Raw genomic sequence first — 12,752 nt, 5'->3', positions numbered from 1 at the left:
GCGCGCGCGGCCCGGCTTGGCCGGGGGCGCGCTGTGACGGATACGGCGGTGCTGCCCGGGATTACTTCACCAGCGGCAGGCCTGCCTGCTGCCAGGCGGCGATGCCGCCCTCGAGCGCGTAGATCTCACTGTAACCGGCTTCCTTCAACGCTGCCTGGGCCTTGCCCGAGCGCTGGCCGGTCTGGCACACGACGATGATGGGGGCAGCCTTGTCCTTTGCAAGGCCGGCCGCGCGCGAGGGCAGGTCGGCCAGCGGCGCGCTCTTGGCTTGCGGCAGGTGACCCTTGGCATACTCGGCGGGCTCGCGGATGTCGACCACGACCGCGCCGCGCTTGTTGATCAGCTGGGTCGCGGCGGCCGTATTGACGGTCTTGCCGCGGGTGCTGCGCGAGATCGCGGGCCAGGCCAGCAAGCCGCCCGAGACCACGGCAAGGGCGATCAGAGCGAGGTTGTTGTAGTCGGCAAAGAAATTCACGTTGGCATTCCGGTAGGTTGGGTCGGCGGCATTATAAAATACGCGGTTTGGCGTCCAGGCCCTGCCGTCGCATGGCCATCCGCCATTGTCGCCTGTCTGAGACATGGGATGTCCACAAGGAACCCATCAGCCCACTCCAGGTGACGGCGCGGACGCATGCAGGTTACCTACTCTCTGGAAGCAGCAGCATGTACAAGCTCGTCCTCATCCGCCACGGCGAATCCACGTGGAACCTTGAAAACCGCTTTACCGGCTGGGTCGACGTCGACCTGACCGAAACCGGCGCCGACCAGGCGCGCCAGGCCGGCAAGCTGCTCAAGGATGCCGGCCTGGGCTTTGACGTGGCCTATACCTCGGTGCTCAAGCGCGCTATCCGCACGCTGTGGCATGTGCAGGATGAAATGGACCTGATGTGGATCCCGGTGCGCAACGAATGGCGCCTGAACGAGCGCCACTACGGCGCGCTGGCCGGCCTGAACAAGGCAGAAACCGCCGCCAAGTTCGGCGACGAGCAGGTGCTGGTGTGGCGCCGCAGCTATGACACGCCGCCGCCCGCGCTGGAGCCCGCCGACCCGCGTGCCTCGTACGACGATCCGCGCTACGCCAATGTGCCGCGCAACGAGATCCCGCTGACCGAGTGCCTGAAGGACACGGTGGCCCGCGTGATGCCGCTGTGGAACGAATCCATCGCCCCCGACATCCAATCCGGCAAGCGCGTGGTCATTGCCGCCCATGGCAACAGCATCCGCGCGCTGGTGAAATACCTGGACCAGATCTCGGATGACGATATCGTCGGACTCAATATCCCCAACGGCACCCCGCTCGTCTATGAGCTGGACGCCGACCTGCGCCCCCTGCGCCACTACTACCTGGGTGACCAGGACGCCATCGCCGCCTCGCTGGCGGCCGTGGCCAGCCAGGGCAAGGCACGCTGAAGCCGGCCCGGGCGGCCGCGCGCGGATGTGCGGCCGCCCACCCTGAGCCGGGACGGGACAGGCCCTTTTCACCACACGCACTTATACTGTCGGACAAACCGCCCGGCGCCGGGCGGCCGCAGCCGGCATAATCTCCCTACCGTACACCAGTACTTCGAGTACACGTTCAGGCAGCCCTCATGCGCAAGACGCTCAAGAACATCAGCCTAGTTTCTGTCGGCCTCGTCGCCGGCGTGCTCGCCACGCTGCAGATTTCGGCGACCGCCCAGAATTCATCGGGGCCCTTGCCGCTTGACCAGTTGCGGCTGATGGCCGATATCTTCGGGCAAATCAAGCGCGAGTACGTGGAGCCGGTCGATGACAAGAAACTGCTGACCGAAGCCATCAAGGGCATGGTCGCCAGCCTCGACCCGCATTCGTCCTACCTCGACGAGAAAGACTTCAAGGAACTGCAGGAAGGCACGCGCGGGCGCTTTGCCGGCCTGGGCATCGAGATCTCGCAGGAAGAAGGCCTGGTCAAGGTGATCAACCCGATCGAGGACACCCCTGCCTTCCGCGCCGGCATCCAGCCGGGCGACCTGATCACCCGCATCGACGACAAGCCCGTGCGCGGCCTGCCGCTGGAGCAGGCGGTCAAGCGCATGCGCGGCGAGCCCGGCACCAAGGTCACTCTGACCATCTACCGCAAGAGCGAGGAACGCACCTTCCCGGTCTCGATCACGCGCGCCGAGATCCGCGTGCAGTCGGTCAAGGCCAAGATGCTGGACAACAATATCGGCTGGATCCGCCTGACCAGCTTCCAGGAACGCACCATCGCCGACCTGTCCCGCAAGCTGACCGAGCTGGCGCAAAAGAACCCCAACATGAAGGGCCTGGTGCTGGACCTGCGCAACAACGGCGGCGGCGTGCTGCAGGGCGCGGTCGGCGTGGCCGCGGCCTTCCTGCCGGAAGACGCCACGGTGGTGTCCACCAACGGCCAGGTGCCCGATGCCAAGCGCGTGTACAAGGCGTCGTACAACAACTACCGCCTGTCGTCGCTGGAAGACGATCCGCTCAAGGACCTGCCCGCGATCTACAAGAAGATCCCGATGGTGGTGCTGACCAACGCCTACTCGGCCTCGGCCTCCGAGATCGTGGCCGGCGCGCTGCAGGATCATCACCGCGCGCAGATCATGGGCAAGACCACTTTCGGCAAGGGCTCGGTGCAGACCGTGCGCCCGCTGACCAACGACACCGGCATCAAGCTGACCATCGCGTACTACTACACGCCGAGCGGCAAGTCGATCCAGGCCAAGGGCATCCGTCCGGACATCCCGGTCGACCAGAACCCCGAAGGCGATCCGGACGACGCGCTGATCACGCGCGAGATCGACACCGAGCGCCACCTGCACAACAAGCAGGAATCGGAAGAGCCGGAAATGACCGAGCGCGAGCAGCGCCGCGTGGAAGAGCTGCGCCGCCTGGAAGAAGAGAACGCGAAGAAATCACCGGAAGAGCGCGAGAAGGACCGCCGCAAGAAGCCGGTGGAATTTGGCTCGGCCGAAGACTTCATGCTGCAGCAGGCCATCGCCCAGCTCAACGGCCAGCCGGTCAAGCGCTCCAAGTCGAAGCTCGAAACCAATCCGCCGGCCGACAACGGCAAGGCGGCAAAGCCCTCGGGCAAGAGCGGCGCCAAGGGCGCGAGCGCACCGGCAGCCAAGCCAGCGGCACCGGCCCCCGCCAAGCAGCCGCCGGCCAGCGCCCCGATCGGCGAGCCGCTGGGCACGCCGACGGGCAAGGCTCCCTGAAGCCGGGGCCGGCGCCACACCAGAAGCGGCCCTGCGGGGCCGCTTTTTTTCATTCCCGCCCGCCCGGCATGGGAAAGCAAGTTGGAGCACAATGCCAGGCGTGACCTGCCCGGCCCTGCCCTGCCGCCCTCACCGCAACACGAAGCGCCGCACCAGCCCTGCGCCAGCCATCATGAACGACGACCAGAACGACGGCCTCAACGACGAACAACTGCTGCGCTACTCGCGCCACATCCTGCTGGATGAGCTTGGCATCGAGGGCCAGCGGCGCCTGCTTGACGGCCATGCGCTGGTGATCGGCGCCGGCGGCCTGGGCGCGGCCGCGTTGCCATTCCTGGCCTCGGCCGGGGTGGGCCGCATCACGGTGGTCGACAACGATGAAGTCGACCTGACCAACCTGCAGCGCCAGATCATCCACACCACCGCCAACGTGGGCCGGCCCAAGGTGGATTCGGCGCGCGAAGGCATGCTGCGCATCAACCCGGGGCTGGAGATCGTGACGGTGCCCGCGCGCGTGGGCGATGCAGAGCTTGACCAACTCGTCTCCACGGCCGACGTGGTGCTCGACTGCTGCGACAACTTCGCTACGCGCCAGGCGGTCAACCGCGCCTGCGTGCGCCACAAGGTGCCGCTGGTGTCGGGCGCGGCGCTGCGCTTCGATGGCCAGATCAGCGTGTTCGACCGGCGCCAGCCCGACGCGCCCTGCTATGCCTGCCTGTTCCCGCCGGCCGAACCCGCGCCGGAAGTGGCCTGCGCCACCATGGGCGTGTTCGCGCCGCTGGTCGGCATGGTCGGCACGGTGCAGGCGGCCGAGGCGCTCAAGCTGCTCGCCGGTGTCGGCGAGAGCCTGGCGGGCCGGCTGCTGATGGTCAATGCGCTGTCGATGGAATGGACCACGATGCGGCTGGCACGCACGCCGGATTGCCCGGTCTGCGGCGGGCACTGAAGCCGCAGGCTAGTCCCGCTGCGCCGTGTGCGCCCGCAGCCAGTCGGTGACGGCGGCGCGATCGCCGCGAAAGACGATGCGCGCCTCGCGCTGTTCGCGCTGGAAGGCGTACATCGGATCGTAGTACTCGCGCAGCAGCACGGCGATCCAGTCGCGGTGCAGATCCACCTCGCCGCGCTCCGCCTGCTGCGCCAGCGCCTGGTCCAGCAACGCCGACAGCTTGCCGTAGCGGGCGCCACCCAGCCGCGGCGAGATGCCGGCCATGGCCTCGCGCAGGCGCGTGGCGTAGGCTTCGAAACCTTCCGTGCTGCCCTTCTCGGCGATGAACTCCGCCGCCAGCCCCTGCACATAGTCGCGCAGCACGCGCTCCACGCGTTCGTCGAACGACGCTTCCAGCCACACCAGCGGGCTGGCCTGCATGCGCTGCGTCAGCGCCTGCGGCACGTCGCGGCTGCCGATAAAGCGGCCCTCGTCCTCCACCACCAGCGCGCGCCAGCCTGCGTCAATATGCCGCAGCACGTCGATGGCCAGCGCGTTCTCGAAATCGATCTGCGGCGGCTGGGCCAGCGCGCGCCGCCCGAAGGCCGAACCGCGGTGCCGCGCATGGCCTTCGAGGTCGATCGCGGCGGGCACGTCGGCCAGCACATCGGTCTTGCCGCTGCCGGTCAGGCCGCCCAGCACGAACCACTGCTGCTGTGCCGCCGCGGCATCGGTGGTCTCGATCAGGAAGCCGCGCATGGCCTTGTAGCCGCCGGTCACGCGGGGGTAATCGACACCGGCCGCGTGCAGCCACTGCTGCACCAGCTGCGAGCGCAGTCCGCCGCGGAAGCAATACAGGTAGCCGTCCGGATGCGCGCGCGCAAACTCCGCCCAGGCTGCGATCCGCGCCGCCTTGCGCAGCCCCGACACCAGCTGGTGGCCAAGTTCGATTGCCGCCTGCTGGCCCTGCTGCGCATAGCGCAGCCCCACCTCATGGCGCTCGGCATCGTCCATCAGCGGCAGGTTGACCGCGCCGGGGAAGGCCCCGCGCGCGAATTCCAGCGGCGCGCGCACGTCCAGCATGGCCACGCCGCTGAGGAACAGGGTGCGGAAGTCGGCGGTGTCAGGGCGCATCACCGGATCTCTACGGCAAGCGCGGCGCGCGCCACCATCTCGCCGATTGGGGCCAGTGCCAGTCCGAGCCGCTGGCATTCGGCCAGGAACGCGGCTTCGCCAGCAGGCTCAACCGCCACCAGCAGGCCACCGCTGGTTTGCGGGTCGCACAGCAGCGCGCGCTGCCCGTCGGTGAGCGGCGCAATGCGATGCCCATAGCTGTCAAAGTTGCGCTGGGTGCCGCCCGGCACGCAGCCCTGGCCGATATAGTCGACCACATCGTCCAGCACCGGCACCGCCACGTAGTCCAGGCGCGCGGTCAGGCTGCTGCCGTCGGCCATCTCCACCAGGTGACCAAGCAGGCCGAAGCCGGTGACATCGGTCATCGCACGCACGCCGGGCAGCCGCCCGAAGGCGCTGCCCGGACGGTTCAGCACGCACATCCAGTCGCGTGCCAGGTAGCGGTTGTCGGCGCGCAGCAGTCCCTTCTTTTCCGCCGTGGTCAGCACGCCGATGCCCAGCGGCTTGGTCAGGTACAGCCGGCAGCCAGGCGTGGCGGTATCGTTGCGCTTCATGTGCGCGCGCTCGACCAGGCCGGTCACCGCCAGGCCGAAGATCGGCTCGGGCGCGTCGATCGAATGCCCGCCCGCCAGCGGAATGCCGGCGTCGTCACAGGCGCGGCGCCCGCCCGCCACCACCTCGCGCGCCACCTCGGGCGGCAGCACATTGACTGGCCAGCCCAGGATGGCGATGGCCATCAGCGGGTCGCCGCCCATCGCATAGATATCGCTGATCGCATTGGTGGCGGCGATGCGCCCGAAGTCGAACGGATCGTCGACGATGGGCATGAAGAAGTCGGTGGTGGAGACCACCCCGCGCTCACCGTCCGCGCCATCCAGCGCATACACCGCGGCATCGTCACGCGAGGCATTGCCGACCCACAGGCGCGGGTCCAAATGCTGCGCGCCGCTGCCGGCCAGGATCACGTCAAGCACTTTCGGGGAAATCTTGCAGCCACAGCCCGCGCCGTGGCTGTACTGCGTCAGACGGATGGGACTGGTCATGTGGTGGGCTCCGCACGGCGCGCTGGCGGGTCAGGAGCCTTTGCCCCGCCAGCGACGCCTGGATGAAGACAGAAATTGGAATGAGAAGGGTTACTGCCAACAGGCGAGCAACAAGGCGGTGCCGAATGGCGCCGCGCGCTGGGGCGGGCCGCTCATGAAGAGCGGCCACGCCGGAGACCGGCTTATTGCTCGCCCGGCTCCAACTGCGACTGCAGGTAGTTCTGCAGCCCGACCTTGTCGATCAGGTCCAGCTGCGTTTCCAGGTATTCGATATGTTCCTCGGTATCGGTGAGGATATCGACCAGGATTTCGCGGCTGACGTAATCGCCCACGGATTCGCAGTAGGCGATGCCTTCCTTGACGGTCGCGTGCGCGGTCTGCTCGAGCTTCAGGTCGCACTTGAGCATCTCGGGCGTGTCTTCGCCGAGCAGCAGCTTGTGCAGGTCCTGCAGGTTGGGCAGGCCGTCCAGCATCAGGATGCGCTCGATCAGGCGGTCGGCGTGCTTCATCTCGCCGATCGATTCCTTGTACTCCACGTCGCCGAGCTTCTTCAGGCCCCAGTGGCGATACATGCGGGCGTGCAGGAAATACTGGTTGATCGCGGTCAGCTCGTTCTTGAGCTGGGCGTTCAGATGCTGGATGACCTTCTTGTCACCTTTCATTGGTGGCTCCTGTTGCATCGGGCCCGCGCAAAAACACGAAACGGCGCCAATGGCGCCGTGCAGTCAGTGAAAAAGGAAAAAGCGCAAAAGCGCGCCGTGAACCGGATCTTCAGTTCATGGGCGCGTTCAGGCCACCAGCGCCTTGCGCTGGTCGTTCGCGACTGCCGGGTCCCGAGTGTCCATTATGGTACATGGGCCCGATGCGGAACAGGAAGAAATCTCCACAACCTGGATGTTGGCGAGGGCCGCCACGGTGACGTTGCGCACCGCTGCCACGCCTTCCTGCAACACCTGGCGCGCGCACTCGCGGCAGCGCCCGCAGCACGTGCCAACGCCAAGCGTTTCGGCCAGTTCGTCGAGGGTTTCGATGCCCAGGTGCGCGGCACCGTGAATCTCACGATCGGTGATCTGGTTGCAGATACAGACGTACACAACTCCCTCCTGTGGGGCGCGTGGCACCGGCATGCCACTGCGAATGAACGTCAGAATATCAGAGATCAATAATGATAACAATTCCCATTAAGCCACATTGGGAGAGGTCGGGTAGACGCCACAGGATGCAAAAAAAAGGCGGCCTGGGCGGCACTTTCCGGCTTACGGAAGTGCTGCACCAGCCGCCTTGCTGCATCAGAAAACCCTGATGAGATCAGGGTCGTGCCAGCTGCCGCAGGGCGGTCGCCTGCTCCTCAGGATCGAAGGCCTGCAGGACCTGGTCGACCAGCGGCTCGAGCCGTTCGCAGTGGGCATGCAGGATCTCCTGCTTGACCCGCAGCAGCTGTGCCGGGTGCATCGAGAACTCGCGCAGCCCCATGCCCAGCAGCAGCCGGGTCATGGACGGGTCGCCCGCCATTTCGCCGCACACGGCCACCGGCACGCCGGCGCGGTTGGCCTCGCGGATGGTGCGCGCCACCAGTTGCAGCACCGCCGGGTGCAGCGGGTCGAACAGGTGCGCCACCGCGTTGTCGGCGCGGTCGATGGCAAGCGTGTACTGGATCAGGTCGTTGGTGCCGATGGACAGGAAGTCCATCTTGCGCAGGAACAGCGGCAGCAGCAGCACCGCCGCCGGGATCTCGATCATGGCGCCGACCTTCATGCCCGGATCGTAGGCCTCGCCGCGCTCGTCGAGCTGGCGCTTGGCCTTGGCGATCAGCGCCAGGGTCTGGTCGATCTCGCTGGCATGCGCCAGCATCGGCACCAGCAGCCGCACCGGGCCGAAGGCCGAAGCCCGCAGCAGCGCGCGCAGCTGGGTCAGGAACATGCCCGGTTCGGACAGCGACCAGCGGATCGCGCGCAGGCCCAGCGCCGGGTTCAGCGCGGTCTCGAATTCATCGCCGCGGCCGTCGCCCCGGGCATCGAGCGGCTTGTCGGCGCCGATGTCGATGGTGCGGATGGTCACCGGCAGCCCGTGCATTGCATCGACCGCGCCGCGATAGGCCTGGAACTGCTCGTCTTCGCCCGGCAGCTCGTCGCGCCGGTTCATGAACAGGAATTCAGAGCGGAACAGGCCCACGCCAACCGCTCCGGCCGACAGCGCCGCGCCGGCGTCCTCGGCCATCTCGATATTGGCCAGCAGGTCGATCTCCAGCCCGTCCAGCGTCACCGCCGGGGTATGCCGCAGCCGCTGCAGGCGCTTCTTTTCCAGCGCGCGCTCGCTCTGCCGGTGGCGGTACTCTTCCAGGATGATGGCGGTCGGGTCGACGATCACCAGCCCGGCATCGCCATCGATGATGATCCAGTCGTCCTGGCGGATCAGCTCGCTCGCGCTCTGCACGCCGACCGCTGCCGGGATGTCCAGGCTGCGCGCGACGATGGCGGTATGCGAGGTGCGCCCGCCCATGTCGGTGACGAAGCCGTGGAAGATGGTATGGCGGAACTGCAGCATGTCGGCCGGGGCGATATCGTGGGCCACCACGATCACCCCGGTCGCGGCCTCGCCGTCGGCGGCCAGCGCCGGCACCGGCGCGGGCACCAGCACCGGGGCCCCGGCCAGCGCCTTCAGGATGCGCTCGACCACCTGCCGGATATCGGTCTTGCGCTCGCGCAGGTATTCATCCTCGATCTCGTCGAAGTGGCGCATCAGCTCTTCGAGGCGCGTGGTAAGTGCCCACTCTGCGTTGTAGCGGCGGCCCCTGATCAGGGCCTCGGGCTCGCGCGCCAGTGCCTCGTCGTCGAGGATCATCGCGTGCACGTCCAGGAACGCGCCCAGCTCCTCGGGCGCATCGCGCGGCAGGTCGCGCTTGAGCGCGGCCAGTTCGGCACGTACCGCGGCGCGCGCGGCGCGCAGCCGTTCGACCTCGGCGTCGAGCTGGTCTTCATCGACCAGGTAGTGCGACACATCTAGCGCCGCGGGCGCAAGCAGGTGCGCGCGCCCGATGGCGACGCCGCGCGAGACCGGGATGCCGTGCAGGGCGAAAGGCATGTACCGCTCCGTCAGGAACGTTTAAGAACTCGGGTCGAGGCCGCCGGCCTCACTCTCCCTCACCAAAGCGGTTGGCGATCAGCGCCAGCAGCGCGTCCATCGCCTCCTGCTCGTCGGGTCCGTCGGTTTCCAGGGTCACCGTCGAGCCGATCCCGGCGGCCAGCATCATTACGCCCATGATGCTCTTGGCGTCGACCTGGCGACCATTGCGGGACATCTTGACCTGGCTGACAAAGTTGCCGGCGAGCTGGGTCAGCTTGGCGGACGCGCGTGCATGCAGTCCGAGCTTATTGATGATGGTGGTGTCCCTCTGCAGCATATTTGTCGGGATGGTTTGCGGTTTGGTTCTGGACAGTCGTGGTGCCGACCTGCAGCACACCCTGCGAGCCGCCGGCCAGGGCCTTGGTGGCCAGCTGGTCGAGCTTTTCGCCCCGGTAGCAGATCGCGCGCACGAGCATGGGAAGGTTGACGCCGGCCAGCACGCGCACGCGGCCCGGCTCGGCCAGGCGTGCGGCGATATTGGCGGGGGTGGCGCCGAAGATATCGGTGAGGACCAGCGCGCCGTTGTCTTCGCAGATGGCCGCCAGCCGGCGCCTGGCCTCGGCCAGCACGACGGCGGGGTCGGCATCGGGAAGGACGTCGATGGCTTCCAGCCGCTGCGGCTGGCCACAGTAGACGTGGGCGGCGCAATCGCGCAGGGCTGAAGCCAGCGGCGTGTGCGCGATGATCAGGATGCCTGCCATGATGGTGAATCCGTTGGATTGCCCCGATTGTAGCAGGCAGCCCCCGCGCCCCCGCTGCCGGCCAGGCTCAGCGGCCGGCAGCGTCGACGGCGTGCTCCAGCGCGTCGATGAACATCGCCGCGACATGGAAGCCGGTTTGCTGGGTGATCTCCTGGAAACAGGTCGGACTCGTCACATTGACTTCTGTCAGGTAGTCGCCGATGACGTCCAGGCCCACCAGCAGGAGGCCCTGCCCCCACAGCCCCGGCGCCAGTGCCTCGGCGATCTCGCGGTCGCGCTGGCTCAGTTCCTGCGCGCGGCCGGTGCCGCCGGCAGCCAGGTTGCCACGCACTTCGCCCGCCATCGGAACGCGCGCCAGCGAATACGGCACCGGCACGCCGCCGATCAGCAGGATGCGCTTGTCGCCGTCCTTGATCGCCGGGATATAGCGCTGCACCATCAGCGTGCGGGCGCCGTCGTGGCCCAGCGTCTCGACGATCGCGGCCAGGTTCATGCCGTCCGCGCCGACGCGGAACACACCCATGCCGCCCATGCCGTCCAGCGGCTTGACGATGATGTCGCGATGCTCGGCGTGGAAGTCGCGGATGCGCGCCAGGTCGCGCGTGACCAGCGTCGGCGTGATGTATTCCGGGTACTGGGCAATGGCCAGCTTCTCGGAATGGTCGCGGATCGCGCGCGGCTTGTTGAACACGCGCGCGCCCTGCGACTCGGCCAGCTCCAGCAGCCAGGTGCTGGTGACGTACTCCATGTCGAAGGGCGGATCCTTGCGCATCAGCACCGCGTCGAAGGCCGACAGCGGCTCCAGCGCGCTGTTACCCTCCCGGTACCAGGCGCTGTGATCGGCGTCGCTGGTCTCGCCGGTCAGGTGCAGGCGCGTGGCCACGGTCTCGACCGTGCGGCCGGACAGCGCCAGCTGTGGCTGCAGGCACCAGTACAGCTCGTGGCCGCGCGCGGCGGCCTCGGTCATCATGGCGTAGGTGGAGTCCTTGTACGTCTTGAAGGTCTCCAGCGGATCGGTGATGAAGAGGATGCGCATGGCGGCGGCTCAGATAATCGGGTTCGGGTCGGTCTTCTCGAGCTCCAGCGACGCCGCCAGCAGTGCCAGCCGGGCCACCACGCCATACATGTAGAAGCGGTTCGGCACGGCGGCGCCAGGCTTGGCGTGGCTGTCCGGGATGCCGTTGGGCGCGAACGCCAGCGGCACGAAATGCATGCCCGGCGCGTTCAGGTTCTCGTCGTTGCCGCGGCCCGTGTGCACGCGGTAGAAGCCGCCGACCACGTAGCGGTCGATCATGTACACCACCGGCTCGGCCACCGCTTCATTGACCTTCTCGAAGGTGTGCACGCCTTCCTGGATGATGACGTCGCTGACCTCCAGGCCTTCCTTGACAACGCTCATCTTGTTGCGCTCCTTCCGGTTCAGGCCCTTGACCTCGGACGGATCGCGCACGGTCATGATGCCCATGCCGTAAGTGCCGGCATCGGCCTTGACTACTACGTACGGCGTTTCCTTGATGCCGTACTCGCGGTACTTCTTGGCGATCTTCTTGAGCACGCCCTCGACCGCGTCGGCCAGCTCCTCCTCACCCACGCGCTCGTGGAAATTCACGCCGGTGGTGCGCGCAAAGTACGGGTTGACCATCCACGGGTCGATGTCGATCAGCTTGGCGAACTTCTTGGCCACCTCGTCATAGGCGGCGAAGTGGCTGGTCTTGCGGCGGGTGGACCAGCCGGCGTGCAGCGGCGGCAGCAGGTACTGCTCGTTGATGTTCTCCAGGATCGGCGGGATGCCGGCCGACAGGTCGTTGTTCAGCAGGATCGAACAGGGGTCGAAGTCCTTCAGCCCCAGCCGGCGGCCCTTGGTGCCCAGGCGCGCCAGCGGCTCGACCACCAGGGTCTGGCCGTCGGGCAGCTCGATCGGGGTCGGTTCGGTAATTTCCTCGGAGAGCGAGCCCAGGCGCACGTTCAGGCCCGCCTGGCGCATGATCAGCGACAGCCGCGCCACGTTCTGCAGGTAGAACATGTTGCGGGTGTGACGCTCAGGGATCAGCAGCAGGTTCTTGGCGTCCGGGCAGATCTTCTCGATCGCCGCCATCGCCGCCTGGACCGCCAGCGGCAGCATTTCCGGGGCGAGGTTGTTGAAGCCGCCCGGGAACAAGTTGGTATCGACCGGCGCCAGCTTGAAGCCGGCATTGCGCAGGTCCACCGAGCAATAGAACGGAGGGGTATGCTCCTGCCATTCCAGTCTGAACCAGCGCTCGATGGACGGCGTGGCGTCCAGGATCTTCTTTTCCAGTTCGAGCAGCGGACCGTTCAGCGCGGTGATGAGATGCGGGACCATATCCATCCTATAGATCGTCTTTATCGTTCGCCCCGATTGTAGAGGAACGGCCAACCAGGCGCTGGCACCCCACTTATAAGGATATGCACGGCCGGGCCTGAGGGATAAAGATATGGGGATGGGCGGCGCGAAATAAAGAGCCGGCCGCACAGGCAAAAAAAAGCGCGGCGATGCCGCGCTCTTGAATGGCCTGACAGATACGGGGAGCGTTCTGCAGGTGGAGGAAACTGCCTCACTGGCAATGTATGTGCCCCGCACATTAAAGACAATTGAAGCTTTTTAAGATCG

The 12,752-nt window shown here is 66.9% G+C and carries 13 protein-coding genes; 3 read left to right on the top strand and 10 right to left on the bottom strand.

Going from position 1 to position 12,752, the window contains the following annotated elements:
* Positions 1-61: 61 nt before the first annotated feature.
* On the bottom strand, positions 62-475 hold the full coding sequence (locus tag RS901_RS07970; RefSeq protein ID WP_041227714.1) for a rhodanese-like domain-containing protein: 414 nt from the start codon (positions 473-475) through the stop codon (positions 62-64).
* A 188-nt stretch (positions 476-663) separates the two neighbouring features.
* Here RS901_RS07970 and gpmA point away from each other — a divergent pair, with 188 nt between their 5' ends.
* The 3 genes from gpmA (at position 664) to RS901_RS07955 (ending at position 4,143) form a co-directional block, all read left to right on the top strand.
* The gene (gene gpmA / locus RS901_RS07965; RefSeq protein ID WP_316152682.1) at positions 664-1,410 is read left to right on the top strand and encodes a 2,3-diphosphoglycerate-dependent phosphoglycerate mutase; all 747 of its coding nucleotides are present in this window, start codon (positions 664-666) and stop codon (positions 1,408-1,410) included.
* 179 nt (positions 1,411-1,589) lie between these two features.
* Complete coding sequence (locus tag RS901_RS07960; RefSeq protein ID WP_316152680.1) at positions 1,590-3,197, top strand: S41 family peptidase; 1,608 nt, start codon at positions 1,590-1,592, stop codon at positions 3,195-3,197.
* A 172-nt stretch (positions 3,198-3,369) separates the two neighbouring features.
* Positions 3,370-4,143 carry a molybdopterin-synthase adenylyltransferase MoeB gene (locus RS901_RS07955; RefSeq protein ID WP_316152678.1) on the top strand — a complete coding sequence of 258 codons (774 nt, stop codon included), beginning with the start codon at positions 3,370-3,372 and terminating at the stop codon, positions 4,141-4,143.
* Positions 4,144-4,152: 9 nt separating this feature from the next.
* Here RS901_RS07955 and mnmH read toward each other — a convergent pair whose 3' ends face one another.
* The 9 genes from mnmH to gshA all read right to left on the bottom strand — a co-directional run bounded on the left by mnmH (position 4,153) and on the right by gshA (position 12,464).
* Complete coding sequence (gene mnmH / locus RS901_RS07950) at positions 4,153-5,256, bottom strand: tRNA 2-selenouridine(34) synthase MnmH (protein ID WP_316152675.1); 1,104 nt, start codon at positions 5,254-5,256, stop codon at positions 4,153-4,155.
* A complete protein-coding gene (selD, locus tag RS901_RS07945) occupies positions 5,256-6,299 on the bottom strand; it encodes a selenide, water dikinase SelD (RefSeq protein WP_316152672.1) in 1,044 nt (347 codons plus the stop codon). The genes mnmH and selD overlap by 1 nt, the downstream gene beginning before the upstream one ends.
* Positions 6,300-6,481: 182 nt before the next feature.
* Positions 6,482-6,961 carry a bacterioferritin gene (gene bfr / locus RS901_RS07940; RefSeq protein WP_316152669.1) on the bottom strand — a complete coding sequence of 160 codons (480 nt, stop codon included), beginning with the start codon at positions 6,959-6,961 and terminating at the stop codon, positions 6,482-6,484.
* A gap of 126 nt (positions 6,962-7,087) precedes the next feature.
* On the bottom strand, positions 7,088-7,393 hold the full coding sequence (locus RS901_RS07935; protein ID WP_316152666.1) for a bacterioferritin-associated ferredoxin: 306 nt from the start codon (positions 7,391-7,393) through the stop codon (positions 7,088-7,090).
* Positions 7,394-7,607: 214 nt separating this feature from the next.
* Positions 7,608-9,380: a phosphoenolpyruvate--protein phosphotransferase gene (gene ptsP, locus RS901_RS07930; protein WP_316152664.1), complete on the bottom strand. Its 1,773-nt coding sequence runs from the start codon at positions 9,378-9,380 to the stop codon at positions 7,608-7,610.
* 49 nt (positions 9,381-9,429) lie between these two features.
* A complete protein-coding gene (locus tag RS901_RS07925) occupies positions 9,430-9,699 on the bottom strand; it encodes an HPr family phosphocarrier protein (RefSeq protein ID WP_010814838.1) in 270 nt (89 codons plus the stop codon).
* A complete protein-coding gene (locus RS901_RS07920; RefSeq protein WP_013955422.1) occupies positions 9,668-10,123 on the bottom strand; it encodes a PTS sugar transporter subunit IIA in 456 nt (151 codons plus the stop codon). Before RS901_RS07920 ends, RS901_RS07925 begins: the two co-directional genes overlap by 32 nt.
* Before the next feature lie 67 nt (positions 10,124-10,190).
* Positions 10,191-11,159, bottom strand: coding sequence for a glutathione synthase (gshB, locus tag RS901_RS07915; protein WP_316152660.1), 969 nt, complete (start codon positions 11,157-11,159; stop codon positions 10,191-10,193).
* A 9-nt stretch (positions 11,160-11,168) separates the two neighbouring features.
* The gene (gene gshA, locus RS901_RS07910) at positions 11,169-12,464 is read right to left on the bottom strand and encodes a glutamate--cysteine ligase (protein WP_316153419.1); all 1,296 of its coding nucleotides are present in this window, start codon (positions 12,462-12,464) and stop codon (positions 11,169-11,171) included.
* Between the last annotated feature and the right edge of the window lie 288 nt (positions 12,465-12,752).

This window comes from Cupriavidus sp. BIC8F (assembly GCF_032465815.1).
Lineage (GTDB): Bacteria > Pseudomonadota > Gammaproteobacteria > Burkholderiales > Burkholderiaceae > Cupriavidus > Cupriavidus necator.
The sequence above is the reverse complement of the archived record's forward strand: the minus strand, read 5'-3'. Positions and strand labels throughout refer to the sequence as shown.

Excerpts from the sequence above, each read along its gene's own strand:
- gpmA (WP_316152682.1), top strand. The coding sequence starts at position 664 with ATGTACAAGCTCGTCCTCATCCGCCACGGCGAATCCACGTGGAACCTT.
- RS901_RS07960 (WP_316152680.1), top strand. The coding sequence starts at position 1,590 with ATGCGCAAGACGCTCAAGAACATCAGCCTAGTTTCTGTCGGCCTCGTC.
- RS901_RS07955 (WP_316152678.1), top strand. The coding sequence starts at position 3,370 with ATGAACGACGACCAGAACGACGGCCTCAACGACGAACAACTGCTGCGC.
- mnmH (WP_316152675.1), bottom strand. The coding sequence starts at position 5,256 with ATGCGCCCTGACACCGCCGACTTCCGCACCCTGTTCCTCAGCGGCGTG.
- selD (WP_316152672.1), bottom strand. The coding sequence starts at position 6,299 with ATGACCAGTCCCATCCGTCTGACGCAGTACAGCCACGGCGCGGGCTGT.
- bfr (WP_316152669.1), bottom strand. The coding sequence starts at position 6,961 with ATGAAAGGTGACAAGAAGGTCATCCAGCATCTGAACGCCCAGCTCAAG.
- ptsP (WP_316152664.1), bottom strand. The coding sequence starts at position 9,380 with ATGCCTTTCGCCCTGCACGGCATCCCGGTCTCGCGCGGCGTCGCCATC.
- RS901_RS07925 (WP_010814838.1), bottom strand. The coding sequence starts at position 9,699 with ATGCTGCAGAGGGACACCACCATCATCAATAAGCTCGGACTGCATGCA.
- RS901_RS07920 (WP_013955422.1), bottom strand. The coding sequence starts at position 10,123 with ATGGCAGGCATCCTGATCATCGCGCACACGCCGCTGGCTTCAGCCCTG.
- gshB (WP_316152660.1), bottom strand. The coding sequence starts at position 11,159 with ATGCGCATCCTCTTCATCACCGATCCGCTGGAGACCTTCAAGACGTAC.
- gshA (WP_316153419.1), bottom strand. The coding sequence starts at position 12,464 with ATGGTCCCGCATCTCATCACCGCGCTGAACGGTCCGCTGCTCGAACTG.